Source organism: Acetohalobium arabaticum DSM 5501 (assembly GCF_000144695.1).
Taxonomy (GTDB): Bacteria; Bacillota; Halanaerobiia; order Halobacteroidales; family Acetohalobiaceae; genus Acetohalobium; species Acetohalobium arabaticum.
In genome coordinates, this window is the sequence record NC_014378.1 from 422,748 (window position 1) to 442,905 (window position 20,158).

At 39.4% G+C, this 20,158-nt stretch carries 14 protein-coding genes, 4 tRNA genes, 3 rRNA genes, 1 riboswitch and 1 other annotated feature; all 21 genes read left to right on the forward strand.

The annotated features are described in order from the left end of the window. Position 1 precedes the first annotated feature (1 nt). The 21 genes from rpmI (at position 2) to acear_RS02210 (ending at position 20,158) form a co-directional block, all read left to right on the forward strand. Positions 2-199, forward strand: coding sequence for a 50S ribosomal protein L35 (rpmI, locus tag acear_RS02115; protein ID WP_013277382.1), 198 nt, complete (start codon positions 2-4; stop codon positions 197-199). Positions 200-235: 36 nt separating this feature from the next. Next, positions 236-589 carry a 50S ribosomal protein L20 gene (gene rplT, locus acear_RS02120; RefSeq protein WP_013277383.1) on the forward strand — a complete coding sequence of 118 codons (354 nt, stop codon included), beginning with the start codon at positions 236-238 and terminating at the stop codon, positions 587-589. Positions 590-686: 97 nt separating this feature from the next. After that, positions 687-838: riboswitch (cyclic di-AMP (ydaO/yuaA leader) on the forward strand. 95 nt (positions 839-933) lie between these two features. Beyond that, on the forward strand, positions 934-2,277 hold the full coding sequence (locus tag acear_RS02125; protein ID WP_013277384.1) for a TrkH family potassium uptake protein: 1,344 nt from the start codon (positions 934-936) through the stop codon (positions 2,275-2,277). Between the two features lie 35 nt (positions 2,278-2,312). Continuing rightward, on the forward strand, positions 2,313-2,963 hold the full coding sequence (locus acear_RS02130; RefSeq protein WP_013277385.1) for a potassium channel family protein: 651 nt from the start codon (positions 2,313-2,315) through the stop codon (positions 2,961-2,963). 68 nt (positions 2,964-3,031) lie between these two features. Further along, a complete protein-coding gene (locus acear_RS02135) occupies positions 3,032-4,369 on the forward strand; it encodes a TrkH family potassium uptake protein (protein WP_013277386.1) in 1,338 nt (445 codons plus the stop codon). A gap of 20 nt (positions 4,370-4,389) precedes the next feature. Further along, positions 4,390-5,040: a potassium channel family protein gene (locus acear_RS02140; RefSeq protein WP_013277387.1), complete on the forward strand. Its 651-nt coding sequence runs from the start codon at positions 4,390-4,392 to the stop codon at positions 5,038-5,040. Positions 5,041-5,072: 32 nt separating this feature from the next. After that, positions 5,073-5,879: a TrmH family RNA methyltransferase gene (locus acear_RS02145; protein ID WP_013277388.1), complete on the forward strand. Its 807-nt coding sequence runs from the start codon at positions 5,073-5,075 to the stop codon at positions 5,877-5,879. Positions 5,880-5,970: 91 nt separating this feature from the next. Continuing rightward, the gene (locus tag acear_RS12465; protein ID WP_013277389.1) at positions 5,971-6,078 is read left to right on the forward strand and encodes a YqzL family protein; all 108 of its coding nucleotides are present in this window, start codon (positions 5,971-5,973) and stop codon (positions 6,076-6,078) included. Between the two features lie 36 nt (positions 6,079-6,114). Then, positions 6,115-6,350: a binding site (T-box leader), on the forward strand. Between the two features lie 58 nt (positions 6,351-6,408). Next, on the forward strand, positions 6,409-7,428 hold the full coding sequence (gene pheS, locus acear_RS02150; protein ID WP_013277390.1) for a phenylalanine--tRNA ligase subunit alpha: 1,020 nt from the start codon (positions 6,409-6,411) through the stop codon (positions 7,426-7,428). Positions 7,429-7,459: 31 nt separating this feature from the next. Then, positions 7,460-9,859, forward strand: a complete 2,400-nt coding sequence (pheT, locus tag acear_RS02155; protein ID WP_013277391.1) for a phenylalanine--tRNA ligase subunit beta — start codon at positions 7,460-7,462, stop codon at positions 9,857-9,859. 1,046 nt (positions 9,860-10,905) lie between these two features. Next, positions 10,906-12,442, forward strand: a 16S ribosomal RNA gene (locus tag acear_RS02160). A gap of 111 nt (positions 12,443-12,553) precedes the next feature. Next, a 23S ribosomal RNA gene (locus tag acear_RS02165) occupies positions 12,554-15,506 on the forward strand. Positions 15,507-15,615: 109 nt separating this feature from the next. After that, positions 15,616-15,732: ribosomal RNA gene (gene rrf, locus acear_RS02170) — 5S ribosomal RNA — on the forward strand. Together the 16S, 23S and 5S rRNA genes with 4 tRNA genes alongside form the textbook arrangement of a ribosomal RNA operon. Before the next feature lie 28 nt (positions 15,733-15,760). Beyond that, a tRNA-Gln gene (locus acear_RS02175) sits at positions 15,761-15,834 on the forward strand. A gap of 8 nt (positions 15,835-15,842) precedes the next feature. Then, positions 15,843-15,918: transfer RNA gene (locus acear_RS02180), tRNA-Glu, on the forward strand. A 139-nt stretch (positions 15,919-16,057) separates the two neighbouring features. After that, positions 16,058-16,144 (forward strand) — tRNA-Tyr (locus acear_RS02185). A gap of 7 nt (positions 16,145-16,151) precedes the next feature. Next, positions 16,152-16,226: transfer RNA gene (locus acear_RS02190), tRNA-Gly, on the forward strand. Between the two features lie 160 nt (positions 16,227-16,386). After that, positions 16,387-16,929, forward strand: a complete 543-nt coding sequence (locus acear_RS12025; protein WP_013277392.1) for a cell division protein ZapA — start codon at positions 16,387-16,389, stop codon at positions 16,927-16,929. Positions 16,930-16,934: 5 nt separating this feature from the next. Next, a complete protein-coding gene (locus tag acear_RS02200; protein ID WP_013277393.1) occupies positions 16,935-17,423 on the forward strand; it encodes a CvpA family protein in 489 nt (162 codons plus the stop codon). Between the two features lie 31 nt (positions 17,424-17,454). Next, the gene (polX, locus tag acear_RS02205; RefSeq protein ID WP_013277394.1) at positions 17,455-19,170 is read left to right on the forward strand and encodes a DNA polymerase/3'-5' exonuclease PolX; all 1,716 of its coding nucleotides are present in this window, start codon (positions 17,455-17,457) and stop codon (positions 19,168-19,170) included. A 34-nt stretch (positions 19,171-19,204) separates the two neighbouring features. Then, on the forward strand, positions 19,205-20,158 hold the full coding sequence (locus tag acear_RS02210; RefSeq protein ID WP_013277395.1) for a Nif3-like dinuclear metal center hexameric protein: 954 nt from the start codon (positions 19,205-19,207) through the stop codon (positions 20,156-20,158).

Here is a 20,158-nt window from a genome sequence, read left to right on the forward strand (position 1 = left end):
TATGCCTAAAATGAAGACACATAAAGGTGCTAAGAAGCGATTTAAAAAGACTTCTAAAGGGAAGTATAAGCGTAAGAGGACTAAAAGAAACCATTTAATGACTAAAAAGAATTCTAATAAAAAGAGAAAGTTACGTAAAGATGCTACTGTAAAGAAGTGTGATGAAGATACTCTGGATACATTGATGCCGAATGACTAGAGTTAAAAATAGTATAGGTGAATAGGAGGGATTAGGATGCCGCGCGTTAAAAGAGGTAATAAGCGACGCAAACGAAGAAAGAAAATTTTAAAGTTAGCCAAAGGATACTTTGGAACACGAAGTAAACTATATCGTCCTGCTAAGCAGCAAGTAATGAAGTCACTGAATTATGCTTACCGTGATAGAAAGCAGAAAAAGCGTAATTTCAGGAAGTTATGGATTACTCGTATCAATGCTGCAGCAAGACAGCATGATCTTTCATACAGTAGATTCATTCACGGCTTGCGAGAGGCTGATGTTGATATTAACCGTAAGATGTTAGCTGAATTAGCTGTTAATAATGAAGATGAATTTGCTGATTTAGTTGAATTAGCTAAAGAAAATATTTAATTACTTTACTGGCATGGGGGTTAATTTTATCTCCATGCTTTTTACTTTACATTATTTCAGAGTTATAGTATAATGTAATCAATAAAATTAAATAGCTAGTCTTATTATGCCGAATTCCATTTGGAAGCGGAGGACCCATTTTTGGGGTGAATCTGGACTTTAGGTTTATTATTTTGATCTAAGGTCTGGTAGGGTTACTCTTTCAACCCGAATCCGACAGCTAACTTCGTAGGCATTGAAAGAGGAAGACCGTTAGCCACAGGGAGAAGTAGGTTTTCCTGTGGATTTTTAAATTTATTATAAGGTATAATTTGATTAAATAGAGTAATGAGGAGATGTTAATCATGCAGCTTAGTGATAAATTCAGTTTAGATAACTTAACTCCAGCCCAGTTTCTGTCATTAGGTTATTTAGTTGTTATTTTAACTGGAACAGTTTTATTATCGCTTCCAATTGCTACTGCTAGCGGGATAAGAATGCCCTTGATTGATGCTTTATTTACTGCTACTTCAGCTACGGCAGTAACAGGATTAATTGTTGAGAATACCAAAAACTTCTTTTCCGGTTTTGGTCAGATAGTAATTTTAATTTTAATTCAGATCGGCGGTTTAGGAATTATGAGTATGTCCACTCTCTTTGCTATGATTGTCGGAAAAAAGATTACTCTTAAAGAGCGGTTAGTGATTAAACAGGATTTAGACCAATTTGAACTGTCAGGAATTATTAGATTAGTTCGGTATGTTCTGTTTGTTACGTTAGTTATAGAAGGAACTGGAGCTTTAATTCTATTTTCGCGTTTGATTCGCGATTATGATCCTCTTAGGGCACTTTATTTAGCTATTTTTCATTCAGTTTCCGCCTTTAATAATGCTGGATTTGATATTTTTGGTAATAGTTTAGAGAATTTCACAGGAGATTTGACTATTAATTTAGTGATTACTACGCTGATAATTTTAGGTGGAATTGGTTTTGCCGTTATTGCTGAAATATATAAAGGAGAGAAGAAGTTTAAAAATTATTCACTGCAGACTAAGTTAGTTTTGTCAATTAGTGGTTCTTTAATCTTGCTAGGTACGATAGTTGTCTTCGTTTTAGAGTATTCAAATCCAGCAACTATGGGTAATCTGCCGTTGCATGGAAAGGCTTTGGCCTCTTATTTTATGTCAGTAACTCCAAGAACGGCGGGCTTTAATACAGTACCGACGGGTAGTTTACATAACACCACTCTATTTTTTGTTATTATTTTAATGTTTATTGGTGCTTCCCCTGGTTCGACTGGCGGTGGAATTAAAACGACTACATTTGGTTCAGTATTAGCAGTAGTCTATGCAATGATGACTGGCAAAGAGGATATAGAGGCATTTAAGCGTAGAATACCAAAGGATGTTATCTTTAAAGCATTATCAATTATCATAATTTCTGTTTTGTTAATAGTAGTTGTAACTATGATACTGACAGTTACTGAAGATATGCCATTTCTGGATCTCTTCTTTGAAACAGTTTCTGCTTTTGGTACTGTGGGCTTATCGACTGGAGTAACCGGAAAGTTATCTGGAATAGGTAAATTATTAATCATTCTAACTATGTTTGCTGGGCGAGTGGGACCATTGACTTTATTTTTAGCTATTGGACGCAAAAGAATAAAAGGCAATATTAGATATCCAGAAGAAAAAGTTTTAGTTGGTTAATAAATTTCATCCAGTTTATTAGGAGGGAGAGTAAAATGAAGCAATTTGTTGTAGTTGGTTTGGGCCGATTTGGAACTAGTGTAGCAACTTCATTGGCTGAAGAAGGATATGATGTATTAGCAATAGATAAAGAGGAAGATCTAGTTCAAGAGATAACGGATAAAGTAACTCATGCTGTTCAGGCGGATGCTACTGATGAGGATTCACTGAAAACCCTTGGAGTTAATAACTTCGATGTAGCAGTCGTCAGCATTGGAGATGATATCCAATCCAGTCTTTTGGCAACATTGATATTAAAAGAATTAGGGGTTGAGTATGTTGTAGTTAAAGCCCAAACTAAATTGCATGGAAAGGTATTAAACAAAATTGGAGCTGATAAAATAGTTTATCCAGAACGGGATATGGGCGTTAGAGTAGCTTATAATCTAGTAACAACCAATGTATTGGATTATATAGAGCTTTCGCCAAATTATAGTATTATTGAAGTATTGGCTACTGATAAGCTGACTGGAAAGACATTAAGGGAACTAGAATTAAGGGCCAAGTTTGGAATTAATGTTATTGCTATCAAAAAGGAAGAAAACGAAATCAATGTAACTCCTGAGGCAGATGATATGGTTGAATCCGGTGATGTTCTAGTAGTAATGGGACAGGAAAAGGATCTTGATAAACTGCGGGAGTATTAATTAAATAATTCTCACTAGAGGTTATAATCGACTCCTGAAATGGAGATATTAAATGATGATAACCGGAGGTGAGGATTATTTCGTTTAAACTTGATTCACTGTCACCAGCCCAATTTTTGGCTTTAGGATATATCATTGTAATTACTGTCGGGGCTTTATTATTAATGTTACCGGCTGCTACTGTTGACGGCCAGGGGCTTGGCTTGATTAATTCACTCTTTACTGCTACTTCGGCTACAGCAGTAACCGGATTAATTGTTGTGAATACCGGAGCTTACTTTACTCTTTTTGGTCAAGCTGTAATCTTATTATTGATTCAGATCGGTGGATTAGGATTCATGACTACTTCTACTCTATTGGCTTTAATTCTAGGAAAGAGAATTAATTTAAAGAAGCGGATTATTATTCAAGAAGATTTAAACTATTTTAATCTATCAGGATTGATTAGGTTAGTCCAATATGTAACTTTATTAACTTTAGGAGTAGAATTGATTGGAGCTATATTATTATTTGCTCCTTTATCAGTTGAATATTCAGCAGGTAAGGCTGCATTTTTTTCTATTTTCCATGCTGTATCTGCTTTTTGTAATGCTGGGTTTGATCTGTTTGGTAATAGTTTAGCTAATTTTACTAATGATGTTTATATTAATTTAGTTATTACTGCTCTTTTTATTATTGGCGGCATTGGTTTTGCCGTAATTGCTGATGTATACCGCAAGCAGCGGTTTATAGATTATTCATTGAATACAAAATTGGTATTGGTCATCACTTTGATTTTAATTATTTTGGGTACCTGCTTTGTCTTTCTTTTGGAATTTTCTAATCCTGCTACATTACAAGGTCTTTCTTTTAAAGGAAAATTACTTGCTGCTTACTTTCAGGGCGTAACGCCTAGGACAGCCGGTTTCAATACTATTCCTACTGGTCAGATGAGAAATGCTACTCTCTTCTTTATTATTATTTTAATGTTCATTGGCGCTTCGCCTGGTTCAACTGGTGGTGGACTGAAAACAACAACTATCGGTGCTTTACTGGCAGTAGTTTATAATCTAGTTAAAGGAAATGAAGATATAGAGCTTTTTGAACGGCGGTTAAGCCAGAGCATTATCTATAAGGCTTTGGCAGTAACTATTATTTCTTTAATCTGGATTGGATTAGTTGTTACAGTTTTGACTATAACAGAAGAAGCAAACTTTCTGTCGATCTTATTTGAAACAGTCTCGGCCTATGGTACAGTAGGTTTATCTACTGGAATTACAGGAGGATTAAGTGAAGCAGGCCGCATAATAATTATTTTGACTATGTTTTTAGGCCGAGTCGGCCCTTTAACTCTGGCTGTAGCCATTGGAGAACGGGATAAAGAGGGGCAGATGCGCTATCCAGAAGAGAAGATTCTAATCGGTTAAAGTCTTCAGGAGGTAATTAAATGAGGCAGTTTATCGTTGTTGGTCTCGGAAGATTCGGTTTAAGTGTAGCCCAGACATTATCTCAGAAAGGATATGATGTCTTAGCTATTGATAAAAGAGAAGCTAAGGTACAGGATTTATCTCAAATAGTAACCCATGCTGTCCAAGCAGATACTACTGATGAGACTACTTTAGAAAAGTTGGGAGTAGGTAATTTTGATACAGCCATTGTCAGTATTGGAGAAGATATTCATGCCAGTATTTTAACTACTTTAATCTTAAAGGAACAGGGAGTAGATTATGTAGTAGTTAAGGCACAGGACCAATTACATGGTAAAGTTTTAAGCAAGATAGGTGCTGATAAGATAGTATATCCTGAACGGGATATGGGGGCAAGGATAGCTAATAATCTAATTTTATCTAATGTGCTTGATTATATTGAATTTGCTCCTGATTACAGCATTATAGAAATGAAAGCAACGGAACAGATGGTAGAAAAAAGCTTAGCAGATTTAGAATTAAGAAGTAAGTTTGGAGTTAATGTAATGGCTATTAAGGATGAAGAGGGCTTAAATATTGCTCCTGAAGCAGAAGAAATAGTCAGTAAAGGAGATATCTTAATTGTTATCGGCAGTAATGAAAATTTAGAACAAATGCGGAATTTTAGTTAATAGATTTCTTAAGTTCAGTTAGGAGGGAAAGAATGTCAGAAGTAATCTCTAGTTTCAAGAATTCTAAGATTAAGTTTCTGCGTTCATTATATAGAAAGAAGTATCGCCGGCGTAATAATAAGTTTATTTTAGAAGGAAGTAGAATTATTACTGATGCACTTGAGGCCAAAGCAGATATTGATCAAATCTTTTATTCAGCCCAATTTTTATCTCAACAGAAGAATAAAGAACTGCTTGCTCAACTTAGAGAAGTAACTGAAATAATTGAAATTACTGATTCCTTACTAAATAAGATAGCAGATACAGCTACTCCTCAGGGGATTATAGCTATTGTTAATCAGCCGGAGTTTGAATTGGAAGATTTTTTAATAGAAGATAATGATTTATTTTTAATTATTGATCGGATTCAGGATCCCGGTAACTTAGGAACGATTCTGCGGACAGCCGATGGAGCTGGAGTAGATGGAGTCTTTCTTTTAAAAGGAACTGTTGATATCTATAACTTGAAGACTATTCGGGCTACTATGGGCTCATTATTTAGAGTTCCTGTCTTTGGGTTAAATTCGCCAAGTGATTTGACGGATATATTACAGATGAAAGATATTCAGATGGTAGCAGCTGATATAGAAGCTAAAGATTATTATTATGAGCTGGATTATAATCAGCCGACAGCACTGGTTATCGGAAATGAAGGAGCAGGAGCCCAGCCTGAAACTCTTAAATTAGCTGATAAGAAGGTTAAAATTCCATTATCTGAGGGTATTGATTCACTGAATGCAGCAATTGCTTCTGGAATTATTATGTATGAAATGGTAAGACAGAGAAAAAATAACCCCTAATAATGAGTAACCACCCCTTGTAAAGGTTTAACAGTTGTGATATAATTTATTTCAAAGTGAGTGCAATAAACTTAGAAAGGTGTGGTCTTTGATGGTGACCGCAGCTATGTTTTGGCAGATTTTTGAACAGACTGGTTCAATTCAGGCATATTTAGCTTATAGAGAGTTTTTAGGATTTAATTATAATCAGGTGCTTTAATTAAGTGGAAGGAATTGGTCGAGAATTTAATATGACTAAGAAGCTAAGAAGGAGTATAAGTAATCTAGAATCAATCTTTACAGGTAGAGGATACCATGGACTGAGAGTATCTTCAAAGATATTCTGGATGAAATTCACTCTGGAGCTATTTGGCTGAAGATATAGATTAGGTCAAATCGGTTTCCCCCGTTATAGGAATTTGAGAGTGGACTCCAGTATTAAGGGTTGACTGGAGTTAACCAGGGTGGTAACACGGCCCTCTCGTCCCTGTAAGGATGAGAGGGCTTTTTTATATTTAGATAAGTATTCTGTTTAAGGAGGAAATAAATGATGGAAGAGAAACTGCAATCAATAGAAGAGACGGCTACTAATGAAGTAAAAGAAGCAGCGGACTTAGAAGAATTAGAAGAGCTTAGAATTAAGTACTTAGGAAAGAATGGTGAGGTAACAGAGATACTCCAGAATATAGGTGATTTACCTCCAGAGCAGCGGCCAGTAGTAGGAAAACTAGGCAATAAATTAAAATCCAAGTTAGAGAATGTTATTGCTGAAAGAAAGGAAGAATTAAAGCAAGCAGCTAAGAAAGAAAGACTGAAGAAAGAAAGAATTGATGTAACTTTAACCGGAAGAAAGGATAACTTAGGTAGTAAGCATCCTTTAACGCAGGTTATTGATGAAATTTCCGAGATCTTTTTAGGATTAGGGTTTGGAATAGTTGAAGGACCGGAAGTAGAGAAGGATTACTATAATTTTGAAGCACTGAATATTCCTAAGACCCATCCAGCACGGGATATGCAGGACTCCTTTTATATTTCTGAAGATATTCTATTGCGGACTCATACTTCTCCAGTGCAGGTTAGAACTATGGAGGAGACCGAGGTGCCGATTCGGATTATCGCCCCAGGACGAGTCTATAGAGTAGATGAAGTTGATGCCAATCACTCGCCGGTTTTCCATCAGGTAGAAGGTTTAATGATTGACCAAAATATATCTTTTAGTGATTTGAAAGGTATTTTAATTAAAGTAGTAAAAGAGTTATTCGGAGAAGATAGGAAGGTTAGATTTAGACCCAGCTATTTTCCTTTTACTGAACCTAGTGCCGAAGTAGATGTCTCTTGTGCTCTCTGTGGAGGAGAAGGATGCAGTACCTGTTCAGATACGGGTTGGCTGGAGATTCTAGGTTCTGGTATGGTTCATCCCAGAGTATTGGAAATGTCAGGATTAGACCCCAATGAAGTAAGCGGGTTTGCTTTTGGAATGGGAGTAGAGAGAATTGCTATTTTGAAGTATGGAATCACAGATATTCGCCGATTCTACGAGAATGATATAAGATTTTTAAAACAGTTTTAAGTATTAAATATTTTAAGGAGGTAGTGTGAGGATGAAAGTTTCTTATAATTGGTTACAGGATTATATAGATTTTGATTATACACCAGAAGAGTTAGCATCTAAATTAACTATGGCAGGATTGGAAGTAGATGGAATAGAGTATCAAGCTGAAGGATTAGAAGATATAATCATAGGTGAAATTTTAGAGGTTAATGATCATGAGAATGCTGATAAATTATCCCTCTGTTTAGTAGACCTTGGAGATATTAAAGAAGAAATTGTCTGTGGTGCTCCTAATGTAGAAGTGGGAGCCAAATCACCAGTAGCGCCTGTAGGAACTAAGCTGCCGACAGGAATGGAGATTAAAGAAGCTGAAATTAGAGGAGTTAAATCAAGAGGTATGCTCTGTTCTTCTGATGAGTTAGGACTGCAGGAAGAGCGGGCAGACGGAATTATGATTTTAGATTCTGGTTTAGAGGTTGGCAGCAATTTTACTGAAGCTTTAGGATTAGATGATGTTATTTTTGAACTGGATTTGACTCCTAATTATGCTGATTGTCTAAGTATGATTGGTGTTGCCCGAGAAGTGGCAGTAATGACAGGGAATGAATTACAATTGCCGGAAGCAGAGATAGCAGAAAAAGGTCCAGAAGTTACGGAATTAACAAGTATCCAAGTTGAAGATGAAGAGTTATGTCCGCGCTATACAGCCCGGGTAATCAAAGATGTAGAGGTTAAAGAGTCTCCGCTGTGGCTACAACAGCGTCTGAAAGCTGTTGGAATTAGACCGATTAATAATATTGTAGATATTACTAATTATGTTTTAATGGAATTTGGACAGCCGCTGCATGCCTTTGATTATGATGTTTTAACAGAGAATAGGATTGTTGTTCGTCGAGCTGAAGATGGTGAGAAGATGGTAACTTTAGATGAAGAGGAACGTGAATTGGATGACGATATGTTGGTTATTGCTGATGCTAAAGAGCCAGTCTGTATTGCTGGAGTAATGGGGGGATCGGATAGCGAAGTAACAGAGGAGACGACAGATGTACTCTTAGAGGCAGCCAATTTTAGTCCTGCTAGTATTAGACAGACAGCTAAGAAGTTAGGACTACATAGTGAATCTTCACATCGTTTTGAGCGTGGAGTGGATATCAACGGTACTGATCTGGCCAGTCGAAGAGCTGTCGAATTGATCTTGGATTTGGCTGGTGGAGAAGTAGCACAAGGAGCTATTGATAAATACCCTGATCCTGTTAAACCTTTAGAGTTAGAGTTGAAAGTAGAACGGGTCAATAACTTATTAGGAACTGAGCTTACAAAAGAGCAAATAATTGAAATTCTAGTTAAATTAGAGTTTGAGGTTATAGATCAAGGCTCTAAACTTAAGGTTAAAGTACCGACCTTTAGAGGAGATGTTAGCCGGGGGGCAGATCTAATTGAAGAGATTGCTAGAATCTACGGTTATAATGAAGTAGAAGCTACTATTTCTTCAGGATCTATTTTACAGGGGAAAAGAACTCAGCAGCAGTCAATAAAAAAGAAAACCTTAGATACTTTAACTGGATTGGGATTATATGAAGTTTCTACTTTTAGTTTTACTAGTCAGCAAGTATTTGATCGAATTAATTTACCTGCTGATAGTAAGTTAAGAGAAACAGTTAAGTTAGCTAATCCATTAAGCAGTGAACATGAAATTTTGAGGACAACATTAATACCTAATTTATTAGAAGTGTTAGCAGAAAATATAAATCAGAATATAGAAGAGGTAGAGATATTTGAATTAGGCAGGGTCTTTACTCCCCAAGAAGAGAAAGAATTGCCCAAGGAAAGAGAACTGTTGTCTGGAGCATTGATGCAAAAAGAAGAAGAGGATATATGGAATTTAGATGCGGCTAACTTCTTTACTTTAAAAGGAAAATTAGAAGAATACTTTGCTGCCTTGAATATTACTGATTATGAGTTTATAAGTAGCCAAGCTGCTACTTTCCATCCAGGAAGAACTGCAGAGATTAGAATTGGAGAAAAGAAAGCCGGTATAATAGGAGAACTACATCCTGACATAGTTGAGGAGTATGAGTTGGTACCAAGAACTGTTCTTTTTGAATTAAAATTTGAGGTTATCGTTGAAGCGGCCAGTGATGAGGTGGTTTATACGGAATTACCTAAGTATCCAGCTTCAACACGTGATATTGCTTTGGTAGTAGACCAGAAAGTAACTGCTAATGAGATAGAAGAAATTATTAGAAAAGTGGCAGGAGAATTACTGGAGAAGATAGAATTGTTTGATCTCTACCAGGGAGAACAGCTGAAAGCTGGAACTAAGAGTTTAGCTTATTCGCTTACTTATCGTGCTGTTGATAGAACCTTAACAGATAACGAGGTTAATAAATTGCAGTCAGAGATAGAATCTGAATTGAATCAAGAAGTAGGGGCAGAGATTAGGCAATAAAAGATAATTGATATTATGTGTCACTCTGCAATGTACTTGCATATATTCCTTATTTGTAGTTACCTAGCATAGTCGGTATAATCTCATTTATGATATTACTGGGGATAGTCAATATGTATCCGCCGCTTGCCGTTCGCTCAACGTCCTGTTTCGCTCACTGTCAAAAACTGCCCCTCCGTCGTCCATGACTCCGGGCCAGTTTTAAGAGTCGCTCTGGACACATATTGACTATCTGTAATAAAGTGTTATCATCGATGGAAGTTATTCTAGATACATGATAATTTATTTTGGGTTACAAATAGTCAACATTTCTCTGGAGCGACTCTTAAAACTGATTCGGAACCATGGAGGCTGTAGAGAAACTGATTTTAGCTCTTTGTCTTTAAATCAGAGCTTTAATATTATCTCTTGGCTCAGTAAGTTCATCCCATAGCCAGCATTGGTTTGTATGCTGGATATGGTGGAGAATCAGTTTTTGAGAATGAATGAGGCAGGACGCCGAATGAGTGGCAAGCGTAAGAGATTTGTTGACTATAATCTGCAATATCATGAAAGAAATTATATTAGCTGCAAATGGAAAGTGACACATAATATCAATATAATACTAATTTTCCCTTGACAAATGGAAGTAGAGATGATAAATTATAAATTGTCGCCTCACAGGGGCTGACAAATTAATTCATTTTTTTCTTGACAAAGTGAAGTTTTGATGTTAGAATGTTTAATGTCGCTTGTAAGAAAGCAGTCTTTTCTGCTGCAAAATCAAATAATTTGATATTTCTTCTTGACAAGTGACGGAGTTTATGTTAATATATTAATTGTCGCTTGAAAAGAACTGGATCTTCTTGAGATTCTTGAATTTGTTCTTGACAAGCTACAAGAAAAATGTTAAAATACTTGATGTCGCTTATTCGCGACTACTGATCTTTGAAAACTGAACATTGTCCATGCCAACGTCAATTGAGAATGGTAGTAATCCTTTATTCTTATTTGAGCCATATTAAACTCAACTTTTAGATCTGCTTTGCAGATTTAAATATATTCTTTTATCGGAGAGTTTGATCCTGGCTCAGGACGAACGCTGGCGGCGTGCCTAACACATGCAAGTCGCGCGAGAAAGCTGCTCTTTGAGCAGTTAGTAAAGCGGCGGACGGGTGAGTAACGCGTGAGTAATCTACCTTTAAGTCTGATATAACTTCTCGAAAGGGAAGCTAATTTCGGATATTATGCTGCCTGGATAACCAGGCTGCATCAAAGGCGGCTTTTTGCCTCCGCTTTTAGATGTGCTCGCGTCCCATTAGCTTGTTGGTGAGATAACAGCTCACCAAGGCTGCGATGGGTAGCCGACCTGAGAGGGTGATCGGCCACACTGGGACTGAGACACGGCCCAGACTCCTACGGGAGGCTGCAGTGGGGAATCTTTCGCAATGAGCGCAAGCTTGACGAAGCGACGCCGCGTGAGTGATGAAGGCCTTCGGGTCGTAAAGCTCTGTCCTCAGGGAAGAACATCTTAGTAGTGAATAACTGCTAGGCTTGACGGTACCTGAGAAGAAAGCTCCGGCTAACTACGTGCCAGCAGCCGCGGTAATACGTAGGGAGCAAGCGTTGTCCGGAATCATTGGGCGTAAAGGGTGCGCAGGCGGTCTGGCAAGTCAAGTGTGAAATGTATCGGCTTAACTGATACACTGCGCTTGAAACTGTCAGACTTGAGGGCAAGAGAAGAGAGCGGAATTCCTAGTGTAGCGGTGAAATGCGTAGATATTAGGAAGAACACCAGTGGCGAAAGCGGCTCTCTGGCTTGACCCTGACGCTGAGGCACGAAAGCTAGGGGAGCGAACGGGATTAGATACCCCGGTAGTCCTGGCTGTAAACGCTGGATACTAGGTGTTGGGGGTTCAACTCCCTCAGTGCTGCAGTTAACGCGTTAAGTATCCCGCCTGGGGATTACGACCGCAAGGTTGAAACTCAAAGGAATTGACGGGGGCCTGCACAAGCGGCGGAGCATGTGGTTTAATTCGAAGCAACGCGCAGAACCTTACCAGGGCTTGACATCCCGTGACTATCTGTCAACAGCAGAATTTGGTCCTTTGGATCACACGGTGACAGGTGGTGCATGGCTGTCGTCAGCTCGTGTCGTGAGATGTTGGGTTAAGTCCCGCAACGAGCGTAACCCCTATCCTTAGTTGCCAGCATTAAGTTGGGGACTCTAGGGAGACTGCCAGTCAAAAACTGGAGGAAGGTGGGGATGACGTCAAGTCATCATGCCCCTTATGCTCTGGGCTACACACGTGCTACAATGGCCTGTACAGAGGGCTGCTATACCGCAAGGTTTAGCCAATCCTCAAAACAGGTCCCAGTTCGGATTGCTGGCTGCAACTCGCCTGCATGAAGCTGGAGTCGCTAGTAATCGCGGATCAGAATGCCGCGGTGAATCCGTTCCCAGGCCTTGTACACACCGCCCGTCACACCACCCGAGTTGGATGCACCAGAAGTCGTCTACGGGCGCCGAAGGTGTGTCCGATAAGGGGGGTGAAGTCGTAACAAGGTAGCCGTATCGGAAGGTGCGGCTGGATCACCTCCTTTCTAAGGAGTACTTTTAAACCATTCTATTGCGTTTAACGGACAATGTTCAGTTTTGAGAGATCAATTCTCTCAAACTTGTACTTTGAAAACTGCACAATACCTGCATCAACAGATCAAATTACTAAGGGCATACGGTGGATATCTAGGTGCCGGAAGTCGATGAGGGACGTGGTAAGCTGCGAAAAGCTTCGGTTAGCTGCACACAAGTGTTGATCCGAAGATTTCCTAATGGGAGTACCTGCTTTGGAGTAATATCCAAGCATCTAAGCCTCAATTCATAGGGTTTAGAGGACATACCAGGTGAACTGAAACATCTCAGTAACCTAAGGAACAGAAAACAACAGTGATTCCCCTAGTAGCGGCGAGCGAAAAGGGAAGAGCCCAAACTATAACAGTGTAAGCTTACAGGCGTTGCTGTTATAGCGTCGTAGGAGTTATCAGGTAGTGCTGTAACACTACACAAGTTGATTCTTTTCTAGTCGAATCATCTGGAAAGATGAACCATAGAAGGTGATAGTCCTGTAGACGAAAGAAAGGATAGACTTGATAACTTCCTGAGTACCATGAGTCACGTGGAACCTCGTGGGAAGTAAGGAGGACCATCTCCTAAGGCTAAATACTACCCGGCAACCGATAGTGAACCAGTACCGTGAGGGAAAGATGAAAAGAACCCCGGGAGGGGAGTGAAATAGAATTTGAAACCGTATGCTTACAAGCGGTCAGAGGACTATTTAAAGTCTGATGGCGTGCTTTTTGCATAACGAACCGGCGAGTTACAGATTGTGGCCTAGGTTAAGCTTTAAAAGCGAAGCCACAGCGAAAGCGAGTCTTAAAAGGCACAAGTCGCAGTCTGTAGACCCGAAACCGAGTGATCTATCCTTGGTCAGGTTGAAGCACGGGTAAGATCGTGTGGAAGACCGAACCTATTGGCGTTGAAAAGCCATAGGATGAGCTGAGGATAGGGGTGAAAGGCCAATCGAACTCGGAAATAGCTGGTTCTCTCCGAAATAGCTTTAGGGCTAGCCTTAAGTATCTGTCTTGGCGGTAGAGCACTGATTGGACTAGGGGCTTAATCAAGTTACCGAATCCAGTCAAACTCCGAACGCCATTACAGTAAGCTTAGGAGTCAGACTACGGGGGATAAGCTGCGTAGTCGAGAGGGAAACAACCCAGATCGCCAGTTAAGGTCCCAAAGTATAGACTAAGTGGTAAAGGAAGTGGAGTTGCATAGACAACCAGGATGTTGGCTTAGAACCAGCCATTCATTTAAAGAGTGCGTAACAGCTCACTGGTCGAGTGACTTTGCGCCAAAAATGTTCGGGGCTTAAGTCTATCACCGAAACTGCGGATTGGTTTTACCAATGGTAGGAGAGCATTCTATTTGGACCGAAGCTGTACCGAAAGGAGCAGTGGACTGAATAGAAGAGAGAATGCCGGTATGAGTAACGATAAAATAGGTGAGAATCCTATTCGCCGATAGTCTAAGGTTTCCTGAGGAAGGCTCGTCCGCTCAGGGTAAGCCGGGACCTAAGCCGAGGCCGAAAGGCGTAGGTGATGGTTAATCGGTCAAGATTCCGATGCCGCCTTTAATCATTTGAGTAAAGGAGTGACACAGGAAGGTATGTCAGCATGGTAATGGATATTCCATGTTTAAGCAGTCAGGGAGCTAATCTAGGTAAATCCGGATTAGTGTTAATCCTAAGCTGTGATGACGACTCTCTACGGAGAGGAAGTGACAATTCCTCGACTGTCAAGAAAAGCTTCTAGCGAGATTAAAGGCGCCCGTACCGCAAACCGACACAGGTAGACAGGATGAGAATTCTAAGGCGCGCGAGAGAACCCTTGTTAAGGAACTCGGCAAAATGACCCCGTAACTTCGGGAGAAGGGGTACCTGTCTTTGACAGGTTGCAACAACCAGGCCCAAGCGACTATTTACCAAAAATACAGGTCTCTGCTAAGACGCAAGTCGAAGTATAGGGGCTGACGCCTGCCCGGTGCTGGAAGGTCAAGGGGAAGAGTTAGTCATCTTTTGATGATGAAGCTTGGAACTTAAGCCCCAGTAAACGGCGGCCGTAACTATAACGGTCCTAAGGTAGCGAAATTCCTTGTCGGGTAAGTTCCGACCTGCACGAATGGCGAAACGACTTGGGCGCTGTCTCAACAAGGGACTCGGTGAAATTGAAGTGTCTGTGAAGATGCAGGCTACCCACGACAGGACGGAAAGACCCCGTGGAGCTTTACTGCAGCCTGATATTGAGTTTTGGTACAATATGTACAGGATAAGTGGAAGGCATTGACACCGGAGCGCCAGTTTCGGTTAAGCCATCCCTGGGATACCACTCTTATTGTTCCGGAATTCTAACTTTGTAGCGTTATCCGCTATGGGGACAGTGTCAGGCAGGCAGTTTGACTGGGGCGGTCGACTCCCAAACAGTAACGGAGTCGCCCAAAGGTTCCCTCAGTACGGTTGGAAATCGTACGTAGAGTGTAAAGGCAGAAGGGAGCTTAACTGCAAGACATACAGGTCGAGCAGATACGAAAGTAGGGCTTAGTGATCCGACGGTAGAGAGTGGAATTGCCGTCGCTCAACGGATAAAAGTTACCCCGGGGATAACAGGCTTATCTTTCCCAAGAGTTCACATCGACGGAAAGGTTTGGCACCTCGATGTCGGCTCGTCGCATCCTGGAGCTGGAGCAGGTTCCAAGGGTTGGGCTGTTCGCCCATTAAAGCGGTACGCGAGCTGGGTTCAGAACGTCGTGAGACAGTTCGGTCCCTATCCGTCGTGGGCACAGGAGACTTGCGAGGATCTATCCCTAGTACGAGAGGACCGGGATGGACGTACCTCTGGTGAACCAGTTGTTCTGCCCAGAGCAGAGCTGGGTAGCTAAGTACGGATAAGATAAGCGCTGAAAGCATCTAAGCGCGAAGCCAACCTCAAGATAAGGTTTCCCATAGAGTAAATCTAGTAAGATCCCTGAAAGAAGATCAGGTAGATAGGCCAGAGGTGTAAGGACAGTAATGTTCTAAGCTGACTGGTACTAATAGATCGAGGATTTGATCTGTGGAAGGTATTGTGCAGTTTTGAAAGTGCAACTAGAAAGCACTTGACAAGAGTCAATAGAGATGATATATTGTTAGGTGTGAGTAAAAAATAAACAAGTAAATAAATTTTCCGGTGGTAATCGCGGAGGGGCTACACCTGTTCCCATTTCGAACACAGCAGTTAAGTCCTCCAGCGCTGATGGTACTATGGGGGTGACCCTATGGGAGAGTAGGTCGCTGCCGGAAATTAATTAATAAAGCATATTGAAGATATTGGGATGTCGCCAAGCGGTAAGGCACAGGGTTTTGGTCTCTGTACCGCAGGTTCGAATCCTGCCATCCCAGCCACAAGATATGCCCCCATCGTCTAGAGGCCCAGGATACTAGGTTTTCATCCTAGCGGCAGGGGTTCGAATCCCCTTGGGGGTGCCACCAAATTTACTTGAAGGCACTTGAATGTATTGTAGCTAAGCAACTTTAATTTAAGTGTAGTAATTACATGTGCCACAGCAAGGCTTGGTTTGTAGCCTGGCTGGGGGTGCCATTAAAACCTAATTGAATATTATGACCAGGAGGGGTTCCCGAGTCCGGTCAAAGGGAGCAGACTGTAAATCTGCCGGCGATGCCTTCAGAGGTTCGAATCCTCTCCCCTCCACCATTGTTATGCGGGAATAGCTCAGGGGTAGAGCGTCTCGTTGCCAACGAGAAGGTCGCGGGTTCAAATCCCGTTTCCCGCTCCATATTATTTTGTAATCAAGACTATCTTATAGGATAGTCTTTTTTTATTTATATAAATAATTTTTATCTCAATTTATTTATGCAGGACTTTAATTTGACAGTCTTGAAATAATACATAGCTATCATTATTTAAAGAATTATAAGTCCTAGGAGGTAATTAATTTGAGTATAGAAGAGAAAGATAATCAACCTTCTTCGGAAAAGGAAGAGGTAGGAAAAGCTAAGGTTACTATTTTTGGTGATGAATATGTAATTAGAGCAAAAGAATCGGCTGAATATATTAAACAAGTAGCTAAGTGTGTCAATCAAGAGCTAGAAGAAGTAACAGAAAAAGGGGCTAGATTAAGTAGAATAAAGATGATGGTCTTAGCAGCTATGAATTTAGCTGATAAGTATTATAAATCTTTGGACCATGAGCAGGAAATAGAGGATAAGCTTCGGGATAGAGAAGAAGAGTTGGAAAACTTAACAAAACAGTATAAAGAGTTGACTAAAGAATATAATAATTTACAAAAAGAATATGATATCTTGAAGACAAAGTATGAAAAATTACAGCAGAGATATGATGATTTAGATGATAAACACCAAAAATTAAGAAAAGAACGTAATAATTTTGAAAAAAAATATGATGATTTGCAGCAAAAGTATGAAGAATTAGATAATGAATATCAGGAGTTTTTAATGGAATTTGATAAGGAGGATTAGCTTGAATGCAGAGTATTAATCTTTTAGATTTTGGAATCATAATAATAATAATTTCTTCTATTCTCCGCGGCTATCAGAAAGGAATGATTAGACAGGTTATTTCTATTGTAGCTTTAGCTGTTGCTTTTTATGTTGCTATGAATAATTATCAAGTGGTAGCCGTTTATTTCAATAATAATTTTCCGATTACTATGTCAATTGCACAAGTTATTAGTTTTGGTTTGATTGTTATTGTGATTAGTGCTGTAATAAATATTTTAGGATATTTATTGAATAAATTAACCGGTCTTTTATTATTATCGATGATTGATGGTATGGGAGGAGCTATTTTAGGACTGATTAAGGGTGGTTTAATAGTTTATATTTTATTAATTTTAATCAGTCGAGTACCATTTCCTGCAGCGGAAGATTCCCTACAGGCTTCTATTCTGGCAGATAAATTTTTATCATTAACTCCAATTTTTGAAGATAAGTTACAGGAATTTATAAATTAAATTGTATTAGGAAAGAGGTGGGGTTAAGTTAATGGAGAACTTAAAAGTTGCTTGGATTTTAGAAGAGATAGCTGATCTTTTAAAATTAAAAGGAGCTAATTATTTTAAGATTCAGTCCTACTATAATGTTAGCAAAAGAATTAAGAATTTAGAGACTAATATAAAGAAATTAGTAGCTAATAATAGATTACAGGATATTGAAGGGATTGGTGAAAGTTTAGCAGTTACTATTGATGAAATTTTACAGACGGGAACCTGCTCTAAATATAAAGAACTTAAAGAAGAGATTCCAATTGGTTTGTTAGAAATTCTTGATTTGCCGGGGGTAGGACCTAAGAAGGTTAAGCTTTTTTATGACGAATTAGGAATTACAGATTTAGATGAACTGAAGAAAGCTGCTAAGAAGCAGAAACTGAGAAAGTTATCCGGTATTGGAGCCAAGACTGAACTTAAGATTCTTGATGCTATCATGAAGGCTAAAAATAGGAATGATAAGATTGATTTAGGTTTAGCAACTGCTTTAGCTGAGGAGTTATTGGATATCTGTGCTAAGTTAAAAAGTGTTACTAAAGTAGAAGTAGTAGGTGGTCTGCGGAGGAAAAAAGAATTAATCAGTGATCTTGATCTGTTAGTAGTAACTGATAATTCTAAGCAGGTTAGAGAAGTAATGAAGGATGTCCCCCTAGTAACTGAAGTATTAACTGAAACTGATAAGAGTCTAGAATTAGCCAGCAAGCCTGGTGTTCCTATAGAGATCTTTTTTATTGTTGAAGATGAATTCTATTCTGCTTTAGTAGCAGCAACCGGTAATCAGGAGCATTATGAAGCTTTAAGTGAGTTAGCAGCTCAGAAGGGATATTGCCTGAACAATACCGGAGTCTATCAGCTTGATACGAATGAAACTGTAGAGATTGATTCTGAGAAAGAGATCTATCAGTTATTGGACTTACCATATATTATTCCGGAACTGCGGACAGGAGATCACGAAATTGAAGCGGCAAGGGAAGGGAATTTGCCGGTTAAATTAGAGTCGGCTGATATAATGGGTGATTTACATGTCCATACTGACTGGAGTGATGGAGGCAATACTATCCAGGAAATGGCTTTGGCTGCTAGAGATAGGGGATATAAATTTTTATCTATCTGTGATCATTCAAAATCACTGGGGGTAGCCGGCGGTTTGACTATAGATGATTTAAAAGAGCAGATTAAAGAGATAGAGATAATAAATAAGGAATTAACTGATTTCAGGATCTTAAAGGGAGCGGAAGTGGATATTTTACATAATGGAGATTTAGATTACCCCCAGGAAGTTTTAGATGAGTTGGATATGGTGGTAGCATCAGTTCATTCAGGCTTTAGACAGTCCGGGGAACAGATGACTAGTCGAATCTTGAGAGCTTTAGATCATGAGGCTGTTAATGTATTAGGCCATCCTACTGGTCGATTATTGGGTAAGCGGGGGCCTTATGCTGTTGATATAGAACAGGTAATCAAAAGAGCAGTAAAGACAGACACAGTTTTAGAGATCAATGCATCGCCACATAGACTGGATCTTAACGGTAAACATCTAAGGATTGCTAAAGAGGCAGGAGCTAAAATAGCAATTAATACTGATGCTCATAATATTCAACAGCTTGATAATATGCAGTTTGGAGTTTATAATGCTCGTAAAGGCTGGATTGAGCCGTCAGAAGTTATTAATACTTATTCTTTAACAGAATTGTTGGCATTATTATATAATTAAATATAGATTATAAGAAATTAGAGGAGGATTAACTATGGAATTAGAGAAAATCTATGAATTGGCTTTAGAGCTGGGAATTGAAGCTGACCCCAGAGGAAAAGAGGAAGTTGAGAGGAAATTAAAAGAGATCAGAGAAGAATATGATGAGATGGATGAAGAAGAAAAAGGAGAGTTTGATGAAGCTAAACTGGAGAATCCTTATTCTGATACTAGAATTCTGTATGGAGACCAAGCAAGAGAAGTAGAGAGTATCTTAGTTGGGATTGATATTGATGTTAGTGAAGTACTAATTGCTGATAGATTAACGGAAAAGGGGAGAAATATAGATTTAGTTATGTCCCATCATCCTGAAGGCAAAGCACTCGCAGCCTTACATCAGGTGATGCATATGCAGGAAGACATTCTTTATGAACATGGAGTTCCGATTAATGTAGCAGAAGACATAATGGCTGAGAGAATTCAAGAAGTTGAACGAAGACTAATGCCGGTTAATCACAATAAGACTAGAGATGCTGCTCGTATCTTTGATATTCCTCTACTTTCTGTCCATACTCCGGCGGATAATTTAGTAACAGAGTATCTACAGAGTAAGATTGATAAGGAGAAACCAGACAAAGTAGAGAATGTAGTTCAGTTGCTTAAAGAGATACCGGAATATAAAGAAGCAGTTACTGAGAAGGCAGGACCTAAGGTTGTCGTGGGTAGTGAAGATAGACGAGCTGGTAAAGTAGTGGTTGATATGACCGGTGGAACTAGTGGTTCCAAAGAAGCATTTAAGAATCTATCCCAGGCCGGAGTAGGTACTTTAGTCTGTATGCATATCGGTGAAGAACATCGTAAAAAGGCAGAAGAGAACCATATTAATGTAGTTATTGCTGGACATATGGCCAGCGATTCTATTGGATTGAATCTATTTCTGGATAGATTAGAAGAAAAGGGGATTGAGATTATACCTTGTTCAGGTCTAATTAGAGTAGTAAGGAATTAA